This is a genomic window from Rhizobium sp. M1, from assembly GCF_002531805.1.
Taxonomy (GTDB): domain Bacteria; phylum Pseudomonadota; class Alphaproteobacteria; order Rhizobiales; family Rhizobiaceae; genus Rhizobium; species Rhizobium etli_C.
Window position 1 is genome coordinate 29569 of the sequence record NZ_NWSW01000036.1, and the last position, 20490, is coordinate 50058.

Here is a 20490-nt window from a genome sequence, read left to right on the forward strand (position 1 = left end):
AAACCTTACTTGCCACCTGCATTCGCCCGACACCACGTCAATCCCGGCGTCGCCAAGCCTATCTGTTTCAGCAAAGAGATTTTCAGTGCCCGCAATTCGAAAAATTCTATTCGGACTCCTCGCAATTTTAACGGTCGTGATTATCGTCGGCGCCGGCTGGCTCTGGCAGCTCGCGGGTGTCTACGGTTTCAACACCGTCCTGCGGCGCGGTGGAACCTATTGGACCGACATGAAACCTGACGACGAGCGCCTTTCCGCCTCCATGCGTTTGGCGTTGAGCCCCGTGATCCCGGCCGTTCTGCCCGGGCCGCTCACCTGGCAGGAGCCGGAGACGGGCTTCGAGGTGGCGGAGCTGCCGGTTCTTGCCGATGGCCGCGAAGTCGATCGGATCTTTCTCAGCAGAGTTGACCCGGCCCGCTTTCGATTCGTCACGCATAATGCGGCTGCGGGCGATACCGGCATCGACGAATGGGAAAAGGCTTTGCCCAACGCCGTGCTCATCGTAAACGGCAGCTATTATGACATGCATGGCAGGCCCGACACGCCTTTCGTCAGCGAGGGCATTGCGATGGGTCCTCAGCAATATGACGCGAAGGCGGGCGCCTTCATTGCCGGCAAAGACACGGCCGATATCCGCGATCTGACGCATCAAGACTGGCAGGCAGCTTTTGCCGGCGCGTCGAACGCCATGGTCTCCTATCCGCTCCTGATCGGCGATGACGGGCAGACGCATGTGAATGTGAAAAGCCGCTGGCTGGCGAACCGTACCTTTGTCGCCAAGGACGATTTGGGGCGTGTCGTCATCGGGACGACAAAGGACGCGTTCTTTTCCCTCGACCGGCTGGCAGAGTTTCTCAAGACCTCGCCGCTCAAGCTCAAGGTCGCACTCAATCTTGACGGCGGTCCTCTCGCCTGCCGGAGTGTTCGGCTGAATGGCTATCGGCAAAAATTCTACGCAAGGTGGGAGTCTCAGGCGGACGGCGATAGAGTAAGCCTGCTCCGCTGGCCGATTTCCGAGGCCAACTGGGCCATGCCGATCGTGCTGGCTGTCGAGCGGAAGTAGGTCGGGCGGTACTGCGCTGAGGGGCGGATCCAATGACACGCGCATTGACCCGCCGCCTTTTCGGGCCTAGATAGCTAGACAGTCTAGCCAGGAGACGTCGCATGGAATGGCAGTTGCAGGACGCCAAGAACCAGTTCTCGAAAGTGGTACAGAGGGCGCGAGATGAGGGGCCGCAGGTGGTTACGTTGCGCGGAGAGCGCGCGGCTGTCGTCTTGTCCGCCCGCGATTACGACGCCCTGCGCGCCGGCCGCCCGACGCTGGTCGACGATCTGCTGGGCGGCCCTGCCTGGGACGACGAGCTTGCCGACGCGGTGGAAACGCGGGCGAAGATCCCTAGCCGCGGCGTGACCTTCTGATGTATCTGATTGATACGAACATCGTCTCGGAGGCGCGGCGCGGCACGCCGCAGGCGGTTGCCTGGCTGCGCTCCGTCGACCCGCTGAGCATCCACCTGAGCGCCCTGACCCTTGGCGAGATCATGCGCGGCATTGCCCTCAAACAGAAGTCGGATCCGAAGGCCGCAGCCCACCTTGCCGAGTGGCTGCGCAAGTTGCGCCATGACCACGGCGCCCGCATCCTTCCGGTAACAGATCAGATCGCCGTGGAATGGGGCCGAATCGCCGCGATCCGGCCGCGCGGCGACATCGACGGGCTGATCGCCGCGACCGCCATCGTCCATGATCTGATCGTCGTCACCCGCAATGTCGGCGATTTCAATGATATGGGCGCATCGGTGATCGATCCCTGGGAGACCTGGGCATGACCTCCGGGATTCGGCGGTCACCCTGCCCCGCGGGCTTCAGGTTTAGCCATCAACCCCGATCGTAAGCGAGCGCGCGCTGAACGGCGGGGCGCTGCAGCATGCGGGCGTGGTGATCGCTGACCTTTGCGAAGCGGGCGGGATCGACGCCGTCGGCCGGCAGCCAGTCGGTTATGACGAAGAGATAGGGGTCAGCGAGCGAATAGGTCTCGCCCATCACCCAGGGACCTTTGAACATCGTCTCTTCGATCAGGGTGAAACAATCGGCCATATTCTGCGGCACCTTCGCCTTCATCGCCTCGATCGCTGAGGGATCGTCGGACCAGCGGGAGCCGCGCCGGCGATGGGCATGGTTCACATGCACGGTCGAGCAGAGATAGCTGTTGAAGGACTGCAGCCGCGCCATCTCGAAAACATCGCCGAGCGGCGCCAGTTTGGCGGCCGGCGCGCTTTCGGCGATAAAGCCGAGAATCGCCGGCGTTTCGGTCAGCACACCGCGGTCGGTGATCAGCGCCGGCACGCGTCCCTTCGGGTTGATCTTCAGATAGTCCGGCGAACGCTGCTCGCCATTGGCGAAGCTGAGCTTCTTCGTTTCGAAGGCAAGGCCGGATTCTTCCAGGGCGATCAGGCTTGCCAGCGCGCAGGTTCCCGAGGCGTAATACAATGTCAGCATGGTTCTCGTCTCCCTTTCGAGAAGTGATATAGCGCAGCCGTCGAGATGCTGAAACTAGCGGATTGCTGTTCTGACACTGGGTGGGACGCCCCTCATCCGCCTGCCGGCACCTTCTCCCCGTTCTGACGGGGCGAAGGGGACAAGCGGCGAGCTCTCAGTTCCTCACCGACCTAGCGCAGGGCACGTCCCCTCTCCCCGTTTTACGGGGAGAGGGCTAGGGTGAGGGGCAGCCCACACCCACGAACTCTCGCCCTCAGCCGCAGCCCGGTACATCCTCCAGCCGGTGCCAGACCGGGATGCCGCGTTCCCTGGCGATGCGCACGTCGTTGTCGGCGCCCTTGGAATCGCCAGGCAGACGCAGCACACCCTCGCAGAGCTGAAGCAGCCGGCCGGCGACCGGATGGAAGATTTCCTCGTAGAGCGCGTCGCCGACCGATCTGCCGCCGGCGGCATGCCAGATCGGCAGCGCCACCCATTCGCCGATCATCGGCACGTGGCCGGCGGCAAACAGCTTGTGCGAAGGCTCCTCCAGCCGCTTCAGGTTGGCGGCCATCTTTTCCGGGTCGTCGCCCGTTCCCGACCGGTAAGGCCCGGCAATCAAAATCAGCATCTTTCACTCCATCACTGAGCACTCCCGGCCTCATGCACGGGATATCGTGAAAATGCACGATATTTCTTGAATGTCGAGTCATTTCGTGCAAGATTACGCCACCTCGTTCAATTTCGTGCAGAGAGCCCATGCTGACATCACAACGCAAAACCCTCATTCTCGATATTCTGCGCCGTGACGGCCAAGTGATCGCCAAGCGCGTCGCCGAGGATTTTTCGCTTTCGGAGGACACGATCCGGCGCGACTTGAGGGAAATGGCGGCGGAGGGGCTGTTGAAACGCGTGCATGGCGGAGCGATGCCGCTTTCACCCGATCTGCCCGATTTCACCGCGCGGCGCAGTGTCTCGTCCGAGATCAAGGCGCGGCTCGGGGCGGCGGCGGCCGCGATGGTCAAGCCGGGGCAGATGATCTTTCTCGACGGCGGCACGACGACGGCGGAGATCGCCCGGCATCTGCCGCGCGACATGCCGCTGACGGTTGCGACCCACAGCCCGACGATCGCCGCCGAACTGGAGCACCATCCGACGGCCGAGGTGATCCTTGCCGGCGGACGGCTCTACAAACATTCGATGGTGGCGACGGGGGCGGCGGCGATGGCGGCGATCTCGCAGCTGCGCCCCGACCTGTTCTTCCTCGGCGTCACCGCCGCCCATCCGGTGCACGGGCTATCCACCGGCGATTTCGAGGAAGCGGCGATCAAACGCCATATCGCCCGCTGCTCGGCCGAAACCCATGTGCTTCTGACGCAGGAGAAGTTCGACCTCGTCTCGCCCTGCCCGGTGCTTGCAATTTCCGAGGTGGCCGGGCTGATCGTGCCGGCGGAGATGAGCGACGAGCGGCTGAAACCCTATCGCGATCTCAACGTCACGATCGCCGCGGCATAGTCATTCGGCCAAGGCCGAGGTAACCCTGACATCGCCGACATGGATGCCGTTCCAATTGCGCATCGAAGTCGCGGCAAAACCCGTCAGGGCGGCATGCACGCCGTCTTCCGTCTCGAAGAAGCGGGCGAGCGTGGCGGCCACCATGGCTTCGGCAGCACGGGTTGCGCCGTCCTCGCATTTCAGCGCGATGGCGATGCCCTTTTCCGGGATCGCGGCGCAGAAGACGCCCTCGGCGCCGGTCTTGACGAAGATGCGGCCGGGAGCGATCTGCATCAGTTTCGTGCAGGCGCGGCCGGAGCCGGCGACATAGAAGGGCTCGGCCATGCAGGCCTCGATCAGGCGGCGGGATGCCTTGGCGCGCAAAGGCTCCAGGCCGTTGCCGGTCGCCATTTTGGCAAAGCCGTGGGCAAGGCTGCGCAAAGGCACGGCATAGGTCGGAATCGAGCAGCCGTCGGTGCCGCAGCTTTCGGCGCCGAGCACGGCGCCGGTCAGGCTTTCCATCGTTGCGCGGATCTCGACCTGCAGCGGGTGCTCATAGCCGACATAGGCTTTCGGATCGATATCCTGATGGCAGCAGGCGCAGATGAAGCCGGCATGTTTTCCCGAGCAATTGTTGTGCAGCGCGGTCGGCGCCTCGAGCGTGCGGGCCTGCTGGATCAGGACCTTCTGGCTCATCGACCAATGGGCGCCGCATTCCAGCGCTTCGGCATTGCGGCCGGCCCGCGCCAGCATGGAGGCGGCAAGCGCCACATGCTCGTCCTCGCCATTATGGGAGGCGCAGGCGAGCGCCAGTTCCTTGTCACCGAAAGCATAGGCGTCGGCCGCACCGCTTTCGACGAGCGGCAGCGCCTGCATCGCCTTGCAGGCCGAACGCGGGAAGACGGCGGCTTCGATATCGCCGAGCGAGAAGACGAGGCTGCCATCGCCATCGACGACCGCCACCGCGCCGCGATGACGGCTTTCGACGAGCAGGCCACGGGTGACTTCGACGGCGACGGGATTGGTCATGGGCTCTCATCCTGGTGCTGGCGGGATGCGGCAGGCATAACGCGTCAGGGCGCGAAAGCCAACGGGTTTAGCCAACCCCTCCGTCATGCTCGGCCTTGAGCCGAGCATCCATACCGCATCCACCAACAGCAGCGGCATGGATCCGGGGTCAAGCCGAAGGACGACGGTGGATGGAGAGCAGTCCGCGCCTATTCTCTTTCAACGACGATTTTCCTGAGGACACCGCCGCTGTCGGGAACCTCGACTTCGATGGCTTTGCTCTTACGTCCGGACTGCGCTTTGCCGCAAACCGCGATTGCAGCCCTCATGAGGCCTCTGTCGGTCAGGCGTTCTCTGTCGGTCGGGATGACTGGCTTAAACGTATCTGTGGCTTTTTTCGCCGATTCCCATGTCATCTGGAAACCACATCCGTTCATCACGAGATTCCGAAAGAAGTGCTGAACGAGCGGCCGACCGTCGGGGGCTGTGTGCGTGCAACCTGTAACGGCGAAAGAAAGCGCGACAACGCCAAGAATACGAAATTTCATCGTCCCATCCAAATGATCAACCCAAGCGAGCACTAAAGGCAGAAAATTGGTAGAGTCAATCGGCCAGAACGGCGCGCATTTACGCCGAAGCGCCCACACACCCGGTCATCCCAGGCCTTATGGATGCGGTGTGGATGCTCGGCTCAAGGCCGAGCATGACGGAGGGTGGGGAGGCTTCTGGAGCAGAACCGTAATGCCGGGCGGAGGAGGATGATTGCGCATGCTGCCAATTCGGCCTCGACCTCCGTCATCCCAGATCTTGCGCTGGGCTCCAGCCGTATTGATGTCCGCGCCGCGTGAATGCAAGCCTTGAGATCGGACGCGTAGCGACGCTATCCTGCAACCGAGTCACATTCGAAGGTATCATCTTGCAATCAGGTCTATCCATTTCAGCGTCCATATTGTGGGTATTTTTCACGCTCGTCTCTCTCGGTCTGGCGTGCTGGTTGGCGCGCCGACCCAAAAGGACAAGCGTTGGAATCATCCTCGGAGCGCTTCTGGGGTTGGCTTTGATATCGATTGCGTCGGTTCTGACCGGTTTCCTCGGAAGCGTTCTTCCCTTAGGGCAAATCGATTTCTGGCTCTCCAGTTTGACGGCGCAGATCTGACGCAGCAATCATCACAGGAATTGACTGAAACGATCGAAAACTATCGTTTCTCTGATGCATCGGACGCGGCTAAAGATGGTGCATCAGGAACCGCCCGAATGTCATCCACTCTTTCCTTGATTCTGCGCGACAACAGGATCCGCATTCCCACCGTGACGCTCGTCGCGCTCGCCTTCACCTATGCCTCGACCGTGCCTTACCAGTCGATCATCGGCATCAATGAACTGGGCCTCAGCAACGGCACCTATTCGGCGCTGGTGTTCTTCTCGGCGATCGTCAACGTCACCACGAGCCTGACGCTCGGCATCTGGTCGGACCGGCTGAAGGAGCGGCGGCCGCTGGTGCTGGCACTTTCGGTCGCCGGCATGCTCGGTTTCGGATCGATCGCGATCATCCACAGCCCGGCGATCTTCATCGTCTCGACGCTGTTGCTGGTGCCGATGAGCAATTCCACCTATTCGCTGCTTTTCGCCAGCCTGCGCGCCAGGACCAACCAGATCGAGCGCGGCGAGGCAGCGGCGGTCACGGCAACGGTGCGGGCGCTGTTTTCCGGCTCCTGGGCGCTGGCGCCGGGGCTGATCGGCCTCTATCTCGTCAATTCGACGTCGATGACGCCGGCTTATGGGATCGCGGCCTTCGCAAGCCTCGTCTGCTTCTGCCTGTATTTCTTCTTCGCGCCGGGCAACGGCACGGCCGGCCCCGCCCCCGATCCCGTCGGATTCCTGGTTTCGCTGAAGCGGATATTCATGCCCTATGTGCTGGTGCGCGTCATCGTCATGGCGCTGCTGTTCGGGCTGCAGCGGCTGAACGGCATGCTTGCGCCGCTGATCATCACGAATGCGGCCGGCGGAACCGTGGTCGATGTCGGCTTCATCGCCGGGCTGACGGCCTTTCTCGAAATGCCGTTCATGGTCATCTGGGGGATGGCGCAACGGCGCTTCCGCACCGTGCATGTGCTTGCCTTCGGGGCGCTGATCTATTGCACCTATCTGATGCTGCTCGGCTTCGCCTCGGCGCGCTGGCACATCTATGCGCTGCTCCTTCTCAACGCCTGCGGAGCGGCGGCGATCCTCAGTGTGCCGATCACCTATCTGCAGGATCTGATCGCCGACCGGCCGGGGCTCGGAACCTCATTGCTCTCGCTCAATACCTTCATCGGCACCGGCATCAGCGCCGCAATTTTCGCCTTCGGCACATCGGTTACCGATTATTCCGGCACCGCCTTCGTCGGCGCTGCCGCGGGCTTGGCATCGATCGCAGCCTTGCTTTATCTCGAAAGCAGCAGGCGGCAGGTGCGGCAGCCGGCCTAAGATGTAAAGCCGCTCGTGCGCGGCATGGTCAACGCTGCAGCAGCGGAGGGAATGCGGCGCCGGCATCATGTGGCGCTGTACCGAAAACCGTCTGCCCCTCACCCTAACCCTCTCCCCGTTTTACGGGGAGAGGGGACATGCCCTACGAGAGGCATGTAGGAACGGAGCGGGCGCGGCATGTTCCTTCGCCCCGTTTACGGGGAGAAGGTGGCGGCAGCCGGATGAGGGGCAGGCGGCGATCTCTGCGCGGGACAGGCCTCAACGCGGCGTGATGCGGTAGGCGCAGCGGCGGGCGCCGGCGAGGATGTGTTCGCTGCGCTCGACCTCGGCGCCGAGGACGGCGCGGAAGGTTTCGAGTTCGGAGCGGCAGAAGCCGGCGCAGGCGGTGGCCGCCGCGCAGATCGGACAGTGGTTTTCGACCAGCGTGAAGGAGCCGTCGGCCTCCCGCCAGCTGTCGGCCATATAGCCTTCGCGGGTGCGGATGGCGGCAAGGCCCTCGACGCGCGCGGCAAGGTCGCCGGCAGTCTCCAGCTCTTGGCGATAGCGCTCCAGCGTCTCAGCCTCGCGGGCGGAGATGACGGTGTCGAGCGCTGCGGCTCCGAGCTGTTCGGTGAGGGTGGCGAGCAAGTTTGCCGTCAATTCGGCATGGCCGTCGGGAAAGCGGCGGTTACCGGCCGCGGTGAGATGCCAGAGCTGACGCGGGCGTCCCCGGCCGGCGGCGGCGACGGTCACCGGCTCCACCAGCCCCTCCTCCGCCATCCTCGCCAGCTGCTGGCGGGCGGCCTCGCCGGAGATGCCGAGCGCATCGCCGATTGCGGCGGCAAGCTGCGGACCCTCGGTCTTTATCAGGATCAGAATCCGGTTGGCTGGCGATTGGCGCATATTTTCCAAGTCAAGTCTTGTTTTAATCCGGACGGCATGCAATTTTCCAATTTATAACTTGGAAAATTATTTCCCGCCAGCAAAAACGTCGAGGATCGCCCCATGTCCGAAATCGACCAGACCATCGCCATTCCGAACGTCAGCTCCGTCTTCCGCCTCTTCCTTCCCGAACACCTGGCCGCAACCCTGATGCTGGCCGGCGGCGTGACGCTTTATGCGGTCGAGAGCTACATCACCGCGACCATCGCCCCTTCGATCGTACGCGACATCGGCGGCCTTGCCCTGTTTTCCTGGGTGACAAGCCTGTTCGTCGCCGCCGCCGTGCTCGGCTCGATCTTCGTCGCCATGCGGCCGCGGGGGATTACGCTGCGCGGCGTCTATGTGATCGCCGCCCTCGTCTTCGGCGTGGGCAGCTTGGTTGCCGCAATCGCGCCGTCAATGCCGGTCGTGCTGATCGGCCGGGCGCTGCAGGGGCTCGGCACCGGGGCGCTTGCGGCCCTCGGCTATGCCTTCGTCCGCTTCGTCTATCCCGAACCGTTATGGCCGAAGGCCACGACGCTTTACGCGGCGATCTGGGGGATCTCGACCGTCATCGGCCCGACGCTCGGCGGCTTCTTTTCCACCGGCAGCAGCTGGCGCTATGCCTTCATCGTGCTCGTGCCGCTCGGCCTCGTGATGGCGGCGCTGGCGCCGCGGCTCTTGCCGGAGGTCGAGGACGACCGCGAGCAGATCAAGACGCCGGTTGCCCAGATCGGGCTGCTTCTGGCCGCCGTGCTGATGATCAGCGCCGCCGGCGCAATCGAGGCGACAGCCATCAAAGTCGCTCTTATCGCCGCCTCGGTCATCGCGGTATCGGCCATGCTGCTCATCGAGGCCCGAAGCCGCAACCGGCTGCTGCCGTCCGGCGCCGTCAGCCTGTCCAGGCCGATTTGCCGTGTCTACCTGGCAATGCTCGCCTTGACCGTCGTGCTCGTCAGCGATGTCTTCATTCCCTATTTCCTGCAGAGCCTGCATGGGGTGACACCGCTGATGTCGGGCTATCTCGTGGCGCTGGTGGCGCTCGGCTGGACCTTCGCCGCCTTCCTCAGCAGCTCCCTGACCGGCGGCCAAGCCCATGCGGCGATCGTTGCCGGCGCGTTGATCGAGACGGCGGCGACCGCTTCGCTCGCCCTCCTCCTTGCCAGGGACAATCCGCAGGGGCATTTGCCGCTGATCGTGCCGGCGGCGGTCGCCATCTTCATGATGGGCTTCGGCATCGGCCTCGGCTGGGCGCATCTCGTCGCCATGGTGCTGAAACTCGTCGCCAGCAACGAACAGGACAAGGCGTCGTCGGCGATCCCGACGATGAGTTCGCTCGGCGGCGCTTTCGGTGCGGCCTTCGCCGGCGTCATCGCCAATGGCGCCGGCCTCGTCGAACCGGGCGGCACATCGGGCGCGCTGTCGGCGGCGCACTGGCTCTATCTGTTGATGGCGCTGCCGGGCGTGTTGGCCGTCGGCATTTCACTGACGCTAGATCGCCGCGCGCCCGACAGGAAGCGCTAGGGACACTCTATCATTTTGAATTAGCGCATCATGCGCTAACTCAGACGCAGCATGATCTTGCCGACATGGCTGCCATCTTCCATCAGCCGGTGCGCCGCAACCACGTCTTCGAAGGCAAAGACCTTGTGGATAACAGGAGCGACGGCGCCGGCCTCCAGCAGCGGCCAGACTTCGGCGAGCAGGTCGTCGCGGATGGCGCGTTTTTCCTCAGCCGTGCGCGGGCGCATGGTGGAGCCGGTGACCGTCAGCCGCTTGACCATGATCGGCGAGAGATTGACCTTTTCGGCAACGGCGCCGCCGAGGAAGGCGATGATCGACAGGCAGCCGTCCTTGGCGAGCGAGGCGAGGTTGCGCTCGAAATAGGCAGCGCCGATCATGTCGAGGATGATATCGACGCCCTGGCCGGTCTCGGCCTTGATCACCGCGGCGAAATCCTCGCTGCGGTAGTTGATCGCCCGTTTTGCGCCGAGCCTTTCACAGGCCTCGCATTTTTCGCGTGAGCCCGCCGTCGCATAGACCTCGGCGCCGAAGGCGCGGGCGAGTTGGATCGCCGTCGTGCCGATGCCGCTGGTGCCGCCATGGATCAGCACCGTCTCGCCCTCGGTCAGCCCGGCCATCTGGAAGAGATTGGCCCAGACGGTGAAGAAGGTTTCCGGCAGGGCCGCCGCCCTCACCGCATCAAAGCCCTTGGGAAAGGGCAGGATCTGGCCGGCCGGCAGCAGGCAATATTCGGCATAGGCGCCGCCATTGGCAAGGCCGCAGACCTTGTCGCCGACGGCATGATCTGTGACACCAGGGCCGACGGCGACGATTTCACCGGATAGTTCCAGGCCGAGGATCGGGCTCGCATCCTTCGGCGGGGGATAGCTGCCCTGGCGCTGGGCAATGTCGGGGCGGTTGACGCCGATCGCCTCGGCGCGCACCAGCACCTGCCCCTCTTCGGGCACCGGCAGCGGGCACTTGGCGATCGTCATCACCTCCGGCCCGCCGAAGGAGCTGAGATCGACGAAACGCATTTCCTGAGGCAATGGCATGGTGCGATCCTCCCTGATCCAAAACAGGGGAATTAAATCAGCACCGCCGGCTTGGAAAGGTTGGAAGCGGCAAGGGCGTCAATTCGCCTCGCCCAGGACGTGGAAGGCGAGGCCCTCCTCGCTCTCCTTGGCGGCCGATTTGATGACGGCGATTTCGGCGCTGACGCGGTTGATATCGTCGATGACGAGGCCTTCCGGCAGTTCGAGCACGCCGATCGAGCAGCGCATCAGCGGGAACAGGGCTTCGGCGCCGGTGCGGTCGTGGCCGAGGATGCGGCCGGCGGCGCGGTGCTCTTCGGAATAGAGGTCGAGCACGTCGTCATGGAAATCGCTGATCAGCCGGTCGAGAATTTCCGTCAGCTCATCCTGCGTCCAGCCGACGACGCCGATGAAGAAATCGTCGCCGCCGACATGGCCGAGGAAATGCCGCTCGGCGAAGAAATAACGGCGCATCAGCGCGGCAAACAGCGAGATCGCATGGTCGCCGAGATGGAAGCCGTAGGCATCGTTGAACGGCTTGAAATTGTCGAAGTCGCAGTAGCAGAAATGGCGGACCTCATCGCCGTCGCGGCCGGACTGGCGCATGAAATCGCGGATGGCGCGATTGCCCGGCAGGCCGGTCAGCGGGTTCTGGTCCTGGGCGGTCTTCAACTGCTTCTCGTTGATGACCTTGATCAGCGAGGCGGCGGAGACGACGCCGGCATAACGCATATTGTCGGTCAGGATCAGGCAGTTGCTGCCTTCCATATTGGCGAAGATCGTCATCAGATGCTCGGCATCGCTGTCGAGGCCGACGATCGGCGCCATCTCGACGAAATGCGAAATGCTGCGCTCATACATCTTGTTCTTCAGGAGATCGCGGCCGAAGGGCTGGTAGATATATTCCTTGAGGTGATGTTCGTGGATGATGCCGCGCGGCTCGCTATTGGCGTTGAGCACGGGAAAGAAGGCCTGGCGCGGATTGCGGCGGAAAAGCTCGAAGACGCTGTCGATGGTGTCGTTTTCGTAGACCGCCGGCAAGAGCTCGATCTGCTTGCGGATGAGGATCTCGTCGAGCGACTGGCTGCCCCGCTTGCTTTTCCCGAGCTCCTGCAGATGCGGGAAGGATGGCGCCAGTTCCGACATGTGCGTCGTTGGCCGCGAGATGAACCAGCCCTGGACGAGGTCGACGCCATATTCGCGGCAGGCGATGAATTCGGCCTCGGTCTCGATGCCTTCGGCGATGACGCGGGTGCCGAGCACATGGGCGATGTTGACGATGCTCTTCAAGAGATGGCGCTTGCGCGGGCTGCGGTCGATCTCGGCAACGAAATGGCGGTCGATCTTCAGATAATCGACCGCATGATCGCATAGGAGTTTCATTTCGCCGTGACCGACGCCGAAATCGTCGATCGCCAGCTTGAAGCCGGCCTTGCGCAGCTTCGATACCAGGGCGGAGAATTCCGGCACGCTGGTATTGTCGAAACGCTCGGAGAATTCGAAACAGATCGAAGACGGCGGGATATTCGCGGTCCTCAGATGCTGCAGCAGGTTTTCGACCAGGCGCTCGCCATGCGGGATCAGCCGGACATCGAGATTGAGGAAGAGCGTGGCGCTGGAGAAATTCGACAGCGTCGCGAATTTGGCAAGCGCGCGGCTCGCCAGCATCTGTTCGAGCTGTAAGAGCTGGCCGGCCCGATGGGCCTCGTCGAGAATGTCGGCCGGCGTGTCGAAGCCGATGCGTTCCTGGCCGCGCATCAGCGATTCATAACCGAACACCGTGCCGGTGCCGGCCTCGACGATCGGCTGGAAGGCATTTTCGACCACAAGCTTGGCAAGGGTGACGATCTGGTCGCTGGCATAACGGCGCAGGACGTCGGGCTCGACGGGGGCAGCCAGGGATGTGCCGGTTTTCATCTCGGCCGAGCTCCGCTGTGATTTGTTCTTCTTGAGCCAGGACCATGCGGCAGAAGGATCAATGAACCCTTTCGCCCGTGTGAAAGTTTTGTGAAAGACGCGAACCATCGCTGCGCGTTCCGCGTTTATTCGAATTCCCCCATGCAATCAGAGGCTTACTCAGGCGGAGCGACGGCGCTGCGCCTCATGATCGGCAAACATGTCGGCGACGCACCTGCCGCCCGAGGCAACGCTCTCGTCATCGAGGGGATCGGCCTTGATTTCGCCGAGCTTGCGGGCGCTGTCCCAGAGGCGCAGCGCCTCGCGGACGACCTCGCTGCTCGAGGCGTAGCCGCCATTATCGACGGCGGCACGGATGCCCGCTGCCTGTTGCGGAGAGATGGAAACGGTGACCATCGGCATGAACTTCCTCCCTTTTTTATTCAGGCAGAACCCTGCCTTTGGGGGACGCATGACCATTTGCGGCGATCGCTGGAGGACCGCCCGCGGCTGGCGATCGGTCCATAACCCCTTCAGTCTAATCCCCTGTCATGTCCTTGTCAAAACAGGCATATCAAAAAGCTTTCAGCTGCGGATGCCGAGGCCGAAGGCGATCATCGTCCAGCCCTGGATAATGAGATCGGCAGCCAGGAACAGGCCGAGGACCCAAAGGCTGTTGACCGGCCAGCCGAGCGCGATGACGAAACCGGCAAGGGCGGTGATAACGCCGCTGGCGACGATCCAGCCCCAGCCCTTGGCCGGCTTCATGCGCCTGCCGACCCAGGTGCGGAAGACGCCGGCGATGACCAGAGCGAGCGACAGAAACAGCGTCAGCGCCGCCGATGTCAGGATCGGATTGACGAAGGCGCAGATGCCGGCCAGCACATAGAGCAGGCCGCTCAACGCCCAGAAGAGCACGTGATCCCAGCCGCGCACCTGGAAGGCGTGGACGAGATAGATGACGCCGCCGAACAGCATCAGCATGCCGACGTAATAGACGGAGACGACGGTCGCGAGCATCAGATTGCCGAGAGCGATCAGCCCGCAGACGAAGAGCAGCACGCCGAGGCCGACGAACCAGAGCCATTTCGACTGCAGCTGGGATTTCGGCACTCCGTCAAAGACATCTGTCATAACGCACCTCCCGGATGATTTTGAATATGTTGCAGCAAAATCTCGCGAAAAGATCCGAACCAGCGTCAGACGCGAAAGATTTTTATTGATTGATCAGTCAATCAAAAATACTCTACTGCCTGTCGCCCGGACGTGTGCAGCGGTTCCGGGACAGCGCATGCATCAAAACAAGGGGCTGAAGCGCGTCGCATGCTTCATATTTGACGCGACGCGCTTTCGCTGAAATTTCAGGGGAGTTGGCGGTTTTGCCGAAGGTCGGAATGGAGCCGGTGCGCCGCAAGGCGCTTGTCGACGCAGCGCTGCGGGTGATCGGCGATCACGGCTCGCTTGCCGTCACCATGTCCGACATCGCCCGCCAGGCCGGCGTGTCGCCAGCCCTTGCCCATCATTATTTCGGCAGCAAGGAGCAGTTGCTGATCGAGACGATCCGCTCGCTGCTGCGGCAGCTGCGCCGCGACACGGTGGCGGCGCTGAAGGCGGCGCGGACGCCGCGCGAGCGGCTTTCGGCCATCATCCGCGTCAGCTTCCATGCCGACCAGTTCGCGCCCGAGACGATCGCCGCCTGGCTCGCTTTCTATGCTGAGGCGCAGCGCTCGGAGGAGACGCGCCGCTTCCTGGTGATCTATGCCCGGCGGCTGCGCTCCAACCTGCTTGCCGATCTCAAGGCGCTACTGCCGGCCGATGCCGCAGAACGTGTCGCCGAGGGCGCTGCGGCGATGATCGACGGGCTCTATATCAGGCAAAGTCTGAAATCGGCGCCGATCGGCATCGAAGCCTCGATCGCGCTGACGGAGGATTATGTGAACGCGCTTCTGGCCAGCGCCTCCGACGCCGGAGCGAATGGCCGAAAGGCCGAGACTGCCGCCCCCTCATCCGGCCCCGCGGGCCACCTTCTCCCCCAGGGGGAGAAGGGACGACCACATCGAACCACCTAGGGACAAATGACATGAAAGCCCAGCCGAAAGCCTCGCACTTCATCGATGGCGAATATATCGAGGATAGCGACGGCACCGTCATCGAGAGCCTCTATCCTGCCACCGGCGAGGTGATCGCCCGGTTGCACGCGGCAACGCCTGCGATCGTCGAGAAGGCGATCGCCGCGGCCAAGCGCGCCCAGCCGGAATGGGCGGCGATGAGCCCGATGGCGCGCGGCCGCATCTTGAAACGCGCCGCCGATATCATGCGCGAACGCAACCGCGAGCTTTCCGAACTGGAAACACTCGATACCGGCAAGCCGATCCAGGAGACGATCGTCGCCGATCCGACCTCGGGCGCCGACGCCTTCGAATTCTTCGGCGGCGTAGCACCAGCCGGGCTCAACGGTTCGCATATCCCGCTCGGCCAGGATTTTGCCTATACCAAGCGTGTCCCCCTCGGCGTCTGCGTCGGCATCGGCGCCTGGAACTATCCGCAGCAGATCGCCTGCTGGAAGGGCGCGCCGGCGCTCATCTCAGGCAATGCCGTGGTGTTCAAGCCGTCGGAGAACACGCCGCTCGGCGCCCTGAAGATCGCCGAGATCCTGCACGAGGCGGGGCTGCCGAAGGGGCTCTTCAACGTCATCCAGGGCGACCGCGACACCGGGCCGCTGCTCGTCAACCATCCCGATGTCGCCAAAGTGTCGCTGACCGGATCGGTGCCAACAGGGCGCCGGGTGGCGGCGGCGGCGGCTGGCAGCCTCAAGCATGTGACGATGGAGCTCGGCGGCAAGTCGCCGCTGATCGTCTTCGACGACGCCGATCTCGATTCGGCGGTCGGCGGGGCCATGCTCGGCAATTTCTATTCGACCGGCCAGGTCTGCTCGAACGGCACCCGCGTCTTCGTGCAGAAGGCTGTTAAGGCCGAGTTCCTGAAGCGGCTGAAGGTGCGCACCGAGGCGATGCTGATCGGCGATCCGATGGACGAGGCGACGCAGATCGGCCCGATGGTTTCCTGGGCGCAGCGCGAGAAGGTGATCGCCTATATCGAGAAGGGCAAGGCCGAGGGCGCCACGCTGATTGCCGGCGGCGGCATTCCCAACAACGTCTCCGGCGAAGGCTATTACGTGCAGCCGACCGTCTTTGCCGACGTCACCGACGAGATGACCATCGCCCGGGAAGAGATCTTCGGGCCTGTGATGTCCGTGCTCGATTTCGACGATGAGGACGAGGTGATCAGCCGCGCCAATGCCAGCGAATTCGGCCTCTCCGGCGGCGTCTTCACCGCCGACCTCACCCGCGCCCACCGCGTCGTCGACCGGCTGGAGGCCGGCACGCTCTGGATCAACACCTACAATCTCTGCCCTGTCGAGATCCCCTTCGGCGGCTCGAAACAATCCGGCTTCGGCCGCGAGAATTCGCTGGCGGCGCTGGAGCATTATTCCGAGCTGAAGACGGTTTACGTCGGCATGGGGCCGGTGGCGGCGCCTTATTGAGTAACAGCCGTGCCTGCCCCTCACCCTAACCCTCTCCCCGTTCTGACGGGGAGAGGGGACGTGCCAGACGCACGGCCCACGGGGGACGGAAAGGCTGCGGCATGATCCCTTCTCCCCGCGCGCGGGGAGAAGGTGGCGGCAGCCGGATGAGGGGCAGGCGCGGCGAACAAACAGCCGGCCGAAGGGCAAATCGAGAAAGACAGGACCATGCAAGCAGATTTCGTCATCATCGGCTCGGGCTCGGCGGGGTCCGCCCTCGCCTATCGCCTGTCGGAAGACGGCAAGAATTCCGTCCTCGTCATCGAGGCGGGCGGCAGCGATTTCGGGCCGTTCATCCAGATGCCGGCGGCGCTTGCCTGGCCGATGAGCATGAAGCGCTATAATTGGGGCTATCTTTCCGAGCCGGAACCCAACCTCAACAACCGGCGCATCACCGCGCCGCGCGGCAAGGTGATCGGCGGCTCCTCCTCGATCAACGGCATGGTCTATGTGCGCGGCCATGCGGAGGACTTCAACCGCTGGGAGGAGCTTGGCGCCAGCGGCTGGGCCTATGCCGACGTTCTCCCCTATTTCAAGCGGATGGAGCATTCGCATGGCGGCGAGGAAGGCTGGCGCGGCACCGATGGGCCGCTGCATGTCCAGCGTGGCGGCTTCACCAATCCGCTGTTCCGCGCCTTCATCGAGGCCGGCAAGCAGGCGGGTTTCGAGACGACCGAGGATTATAACGGCAGCAAGCAGGAAGGCTTCGGGCTGATGGAGCAGACCATCTTTGCCGGCCGCCGCTGGTCTGCCGCCAATGCCTATCTGAAACCGGCGCTGAAGCGGGACAATGTCGGGATCGTCTACGGTGTGGCGCGCCGAATCATCATCGAGGACGGCCGGGCGACCGGCGTCGAAATCGAACGCGGCGGCAGGATCGAGGTCGTCAGGGCCAACCGCGAAGTAATCGTCTCTGCCTCCTCCTTCAATTCGCCGAAGCTGCTGATGCTGTCGGGCATTGGCCCGGCTGAGCATCTGAAAGAGATGGGCATCGCGGTGAAGGCCGACCGGCCGGGCGTCGGCGCCAACCTGCAGGACCATATGGAATTCTACTTCCAGCAGGTGAGCACCAAGCCGGTGTCGCTCTATTCCTGGCTGCCCTGGTTCTGGCAGGGCGTTGCGGGCGCGCAATGGCTGCTGTCCAAGGGTGGGCTCGGCGCTTCCAACCAGTTCGAGGCCTGCGCCTTCCTGCGCTCGGCACCGGGGTTGAAGCAACCCGATATCCAGTACCATTTCCTGCCGGTGGCGATCAGCTATGACGGCAAGGCGGCCGCCAAAAGCCATGGCTTCCAGGTGCATGTCGGCTACAACCTGTCGAAATCGCGCGGCAGCGTGACGCTGCGCTCGCCCGATCCCAAGGCCGATCCGGTGCTGCGCTTCAACTATATGAGCCATGCCGAGGACTGGGAAAAATTCCGCCACTGCGTGCGGCTGACCCGTGAACTCTTCGGGCAAGCGGCCTTCGACGACTATCGCGGGGCAGAGATCCAGCCAGGAGAAGGTGTGCAAAGCGACGAAGAGATCGACGCCTTCCTGCGCGAGCATCTGGAGAGCGCCTATCACCCCTGCGGCACCTGCAAGATGGGCGCCAAGGACGATCCGATGGCGGTGGTCGATCCGCAGACCCGGGTGATCGGCGTCGATGGCTTACGCGTCGCCGACAGCTCGATCTTCCCGCACGTCACCTACGGCAACCTCAACGGCCCGTCGATCATGACCGGTGAGAAGGCCGCCGACCACATTCTCGGCAAGCAGCCGCTGGCGCGCTCGAACCAGGAACCCTGGGTCAATCCAAGGGCGGCGGTCAGCGACCGGTGATGGCGGGGCCTGATCAAGCGTCCGTTGTCAGACCAGACGACACCCTGTAGGTTGCAACGACACTCGGGAGACTGGAAACATGGCGCTCAAGCGGATGGACAACGTCGGAATCGTCGTCGAAGATCTTGGAGGCGCGATTGATTTCTTTCGCGAACTCGGCCTCGAGTTCGAAGGGCGGGCCACGATCGAAGGCGAATGGGCCGGACGCGTGACCGGACTGGGCGATCAGCATGTCGAGATCGCCATGATGCGCACACCGGATGGACACAACCGGCTCGAGCTCTCCCGCTTCCTCAGGCCTGATGTCGTCGCGGATCACCGCAACGCCCCGGTCAACGCCCTCGGCTACCTCCGCGCCATGTTCACCGTCGACGATATCGACGAGACGCTCGAACGGCTCCGCAGCCGCGGCGCACAGCTCGTCGGCGAAGTCGTCCGGTACAAGGACGCGTATCGGCTCTGCTACATCCGTGGCCCTGAAGGGCTTCTCATCGGACTTGCCCAGGAACTCGGCTGAGCGCTGTGAGCGTCTGTCAGAGCGAGAGAAAGACTGATGCAGGCAGGAGAAATCGCTCGCTCAGCGCGCGCGCCTGCCTGAGATTGATTTGCCGTTTCCCGCTGAGGATCTCGGAAACGACAGACTGAGCGCCGACTTCCGGCACCTCGGACTGGCTGAGGCCCCGCTCCTCCATAATATAACGAAGTGCATCGGCTCCGGTCGCGGGGGGCATCGGCCGGTTCTGCTCGTCATAGGCCTCAACAAGGTCCGCCATGCGAGACGCAAGCAAGGCCAAAGGATGATCGTCATCGTCACCCACTTCGGCGAGAATCTCATCAAGCTGCTCCACCAGACGATCATACTCAGCCTCGTTGATCGGCATGGCAAGAAGAGGAGCCACATGCGTCCAGTGCTCGCTTACGAGTTTTACAAGTGCGCTCATCGGCCTAACCCTTCCATGCTCCTTTGTCATATTCCGCGTGATCCATAATCCGCTGAATATAGATCTTCTTGAATTTGTAATGCACCACCGCGATCAGGCGGATCTTATTGCCACCAATGTCGAATACGTGATGCTGTCCGACTTTATCTGTTGCCGGAAACAATGATTTCATGTCGGCGAAGTCTGTCGGCTCCGCCGCCTTCATCAGTCGATACCAAGTATCCAGAGCATTGGCCGCTTGAGGCCATCGGTCTTTCGCCTCCCAGATCTTTTTCTGTGTGATGACGTGCATAAACCGGAATAGCGTCCATCGCATTTTGCTATGCCAAATTTAGCCCAATCATCCCGCGATAGCAAGTTGCTATAGCGACGTTTCATATCGAGGATATCCTCAGAGAAATCCGATCCATCGCCCCGCCAATAGGGCGGCGATCCAGGTTGCCGCCGACAGGGCTGCGGAGAAGCGCAGGCCGGGCCGGATCAGGCCGGTTGTCATGAGCGTCTTCCACCCTTGCCCGAGTTGGACGGCAAGGAGATTGAGAAGGCCGAGCCCAATCAGGGCGAGCTTGGCGAGAAAAGCGGGATTGGCGGCATATTCGACCGCCCGCACGCTGAAGAGACAGAAGCCGGTGGCGACGGCCGCGGCAAGGCCGATGCCCGCCGCGCGCGACAGAAACGGCGCGATGATCTCCGCCGGCACTTTGCGAAAGAAGCCGGCGAGCCTGAGATCGAGCGGCAGGATGGCGCCGACGAGAAGGCCGATCGCCAGAATATGCCCGGCATAGACGAACATGTAGAGGGTTGCGGAGCGCCGGAGCGCAACCGCGGGCATCGTGGCCGACAGCCATTCGAGAACGGCGATCACGACGGATCAGTTCGTCCGGATGCGATCGGGATAGATATCGTAGCGCTTGTCGCCGATGGTGATGCGCACGGCCTTCATCCGCTTCTCGTTGCGATCCTGCGAACGGTTGCCGAGGGCGATCACCTGATCGCCGGGCTTGGCGACGCCCTCGACGAAGCCGGAGCGCTCCGTCTGGCGCGGATTGCCGAGCTCGACACGCCAGACGCCGTCATCGGCGGTCGCGACATCGAGCGTCGGATGCGGCCCGCCCATGGAAATCTTCTCGATGGTGCCGCGAAGCTCGATCTGGTCCGCCTCGGCCCATGACCAGCCGTGATGAGCGGCAGCGCTCGTCGCAAGGGCAGCCGACAGACCGACGGCGGCCAGCAGATGCTTTGTCGAAAATGCAAACATGGATCTTCTCCCTACCCGAATGAACAGGCAGGTGGAGCATCGCAGCGGCGAGAAAAGGCATTTCACCAAATCTTGAAGAAAGAGAAGTCCTGCCTATGCGTCGCCGATCCCATG

Annotated in this window: 23 protein-coding genes; 10 read left to right on the forward strand and 13 right to left on the reverse strand. The window is 63.0% G+C overall.

Annotated elements, in window-relative coordinates; genetic code table 11:
- Positions 1-85: 85 nt before the first annotated feature.
- From CO655_RS27475 to CO655_RS27485, 3 genes are all read left to right on the forward strand, one after another.
- On the forward strand, positions 86-1063 hold the full coding sequence (locus CO655_RS27475; protein ID WP_097667448.1) for a phosphodiester glycosidase family protein: 978 nt from the start codon (positions 86-88) through the stop codon (positions 1061-1063).
- Between the two features lie 101 nt (positions 1064-1164).
- Positions 1165-1419 carry a type II toxin-antitoxin system Phd/YefM family antitoxin gene (locus CO655_RS27480; protein WP_097608180.1) on the forward strand — a complete coding sequence of 85 codons (255 nt, stop codon included), beginning with the start codon at positions 1165-1167 and terminating at the stop codon, positions 1417-1419.
- Positions 1419-1826 (forward strand): type II toxin-antitoxin system VapC family toxin, encoded by a 408-nt coding sequence (locus CO655_RS27485; protein WP_097667449.1) that lies wholly within the window; start codon positions 1419-1421, stop codon positions 1824-1826. Before CO655_RS27480 ends, CO655_RS27485 begins: the two co-directional genes overlap by 1 nt.
- A 49-nt stretch (positions 1827-1875) precedes the next feature.
- Here the strand turns inward: CO655_RS27485 and CO655_RS27490 are convergent, their stop codons facing one another.
- The gene (locus tag CO655_RS27490; protein ID WP_097608183.1) at positions 1876-2496 is read right to left on the reverse strand and encodes a glutathione S-transferase family protein; all 621 of its coding nucleotides are present in this window, start codon (positions 2494-2496) and stop codon (positions 1876-1878) included.
- A 253-nt stretch (positions 2497-2749) separates the two neighbouring features.
- The gene (locus CO655_RS27495; RefSeq protein WP_097582755.1) at positions 2750-3106 is read right to left on the reverse strand and encodes a DUF4406 domain-containing protein; all 357 of its coding nucleotides are present in this window, start codon (positions 3104-3106) and stop codon (positions 2750-2752) included.
- A gap of 128 nt (positions 3107-3234) precedes the next feature.
- On the opposite strand from CO655_RS27495, the gene CO655_RS27500 reads away from it, so the two are divergent.
- Positions 3235-3990, forward strand: a complete 756-nt coding sequence (locus CO655_RS27500) for a DeoR/GlpR family DNA-binding transcription regulator (protein WP_097667450.1) — start codon at positions 3235-3237, stop codon at positions 3988-3990.
- Here the strand turns inward: CO655_RS27500 and CO655_RS27505 are convergent, their stop codons facing one another.
- Together CO655_RS27505 and CO655_RS27510 are read right to left on the reverse strand one after the other, a co-directional pair.
- The gene (locus tag CO655_RS27505; RefSeq protein ID WP_097667451.1) at positions 3991-4998 is read right to left on the reverse strand and encodes an asparaginase; all 1008 of its coding nucleotides are present in this window, start codon (positions 4996-4998) and stop codon (positions 3991-3993) included.
- 188 nt (positions 4999-5186) lie between these two features.
- Positions 5187-5525 carry a hypothetical protein gene (locus tag CO655_RS27510; RefSeq protein WP_010029430.1) on the reverse strand — a complete coding sequence of 113 codons (339 nt, stop codon included), beginning with the start codon at positions 5523-5525 and terminating at the stop codon, positions 5187-5189.
- 706 nt (positions 5526-6231) lie between these two features.
- Between CO655_RS27510 and CO655_RS27520 the strand changes: the two genes are divergently transcribed.
- Complete coding sequence (locus CO655_RS27520; protein WP_097667452.1) at positions 6232-7443, forward strand: MFS transporter; 1212 nt, start codon at positions 6232-6234, stop codon at positions 7441-7443.
- A gap of 258 nt (positions 7444-7701) precedes the next feature.
- On the opposite strand, the gene CO655_RS27525 is transcribed toward CO655_RS27520, so the two are convergent.
- Complete coding sequence (locus CO655_RS27525) at positions 7702-8325, reverse strand: metalloregulator ArsR/SmtB family transcription factor (protein WP_097667453.1); 624 nt, start codon at positions 8323-8325, stop codon at positions 7702-7704.
- Positions 8326-8427: 102 nt separating this feature from the next.
- Between CO655_RS27525 and CO655_RS27530 the strand changes: the two genes are divergently transcribed.
- On the forward strand, positions 8428-9867 hold the full coding sequence (locus tag CO655_RS27530) for an MFS transporter (protein ID WP_097667454.1): 1440 nt from the start codon (positions 8428-8430) through the stop codon (positions 9865-9867).
- A 35-nt stretch (positions 9868-9902) separates the two neighbouring features.
- On the opposite strand, the gene CO655_RS27535 is transcribed toward CO655_RS27530, so the two are convergent.
- From CO655_RS27535 to CO655_RS27550, 4 genes are all read right to left on the reverse strand, one after another.
- Positions 9903-10901 carry an NAD(P)H-quinone oxidoreductase gene (locus CO655_RS27535; RefSeq protein ID WP_097667455.1) on the reverse strand — a complete coding sequence of 333 codons (999 nt, stop codon included), beginning with the start codon at positions 10899-10901 and terminating at the stop codon, positions 9903-9905.
- Positions 10902-10979: 78 nt separating this feature from the next.
- A complete protein-coding gene (locus CO655_RS27540) occupies positions 10980-12797 on the reverse strand; it encodes an EAL domain-containing protein (RefSeq protein WP_176539313.1) in 1818 nt (605 codons plus the stop codon).
- A gap of 159 nt (positions 12798-12956) precedes the next feature.
- Positions 12957-13199: a ribbon-helix-helix protein, CopG family gene (locus tag CO655_RS27545; protein ID WP_010032767.1), complete on the reverse strand. Its 243-nt coding sequence runs from the start codon at positions 13197-13199 to the stop codon at positions 12957-12959.
- Positions 13200-13361: 162 nt separating this feature from the next.
- The gene (locus CO655_RS27550) at positions 13362-13910 is read right to left on the reverse strand and encodes an HdeD family acid-resistance protein (protein ID WP_010032768.1); all 549 of its coding nucleotides are present in this window, start codon (positions 13908-13910) and stop codon (positions 13362-13364) included.
- Between the two features lie 260 nt (positions 13911-14170).
- On the opposite strand from CO655_RS27550, the gene betI reads away from it, so the two are divergent.
- The 4 genes from betI (at position 14171) to CO655_RS27575 (ending at position 18694) form a co-directional block, all read left to right on the forward strand.
- On the forward strand, positions 14171-14845 hold the full coding sequence (gene betI, locus CO655_RS27555; RefSeq protein ID WP_097667457.1) for a transcriptional regulator BetI: 675 nt from the start codon (positions 14171-14173) through the stop codon (positions 14843-14845).
- An 11-nt stretch (positions 14846-14856) separates the two neighbouring features.
- Positions 14857-16320, forward strand: a complete 1464-nt coding sequence (betB, locus tag CO655_RS27560; protein WP_097667458.1) for a betaine-aldehyde dehydrogenase — start codon at positions 14857-14859, stop codon at positions 16318-16320.
- Between the two features lie 207 nt (positions 16321-16527).
- Complete coding sequence (gene betA, locus CO655_RS27570) at positions 16528-18177, forward strand: choline dehydrogenase (RefSeq protein WP_097667459.1); 1650 nt, start codon at positions 16528-16530, stop codon at positions 18175-18177.
- A 79-nt stretch (positions 18178-18256) separates the two neighbouring features.
- Positions 18257-18694, forward strand: coding sequence for a VOC family protein (locus CO655_RS27575; RefSeq protein WP_097608200.1), 438 nt, complete (start codon positions 18257-18259; stop codon positions 18692-18694).
- A 16-nt stretch (positions 18695-18710) separates the two neighbouring features.
- Here CO655_RS27575 and CO655_RS27580 read toward each other — a convergent pair whose 3' ends face one another.
- The 4 genes from CO655_RS27580 to CO655_RS27595 all read right to left on the reverse strand — a co-directional run bounded on the left by CO655_RS27580 (position 18711) and on the right by CO655_RS27595 (position 20376).
- Complete coding sequence (locus tag CO655_RS27580) at positions 18711-19118, reverse strand: transcriptional regulator (protein WP_097608201.1); 408 nt, start codon at positions 19116-19118, stop codon at positions 18711-18713.
- 4 nt (positions 19119-19122) lie between these two features.
- Positions 19123-19410 (reverse strand): type II toxin-antitoxin system HigB family toxin, encoded by a 288-nt coding sequence (locus tag CO655_RS27585; protein WP_097667468.1) that lies wholly within the window; start codon positions 19408-19410, stop codon positions 19123-19125.
- Between the two features lie 99 nt (positions 19411-19509).
- Entirely contained in the window at positions 19510-19983 is a 474-nt protein-coding gene (locus tag CO655_RS27590) for a DUF6644 family protein (protein WP_097667460.1), read from the reverse strand.
- Positions 19984-19989: 6 nt separating this feature from the next.
- Positions 19990-20376, reverse strand: coding sequence for a DUF6152 family protein (locus tag CO655_RS27595; protein ID WP_010034601.1), 387 nt, complete (start codon positions 20374-20376; stop codon positions 19990-19992).
- Positions 20377-20490 lie beyond the last annotated feature (114 nt).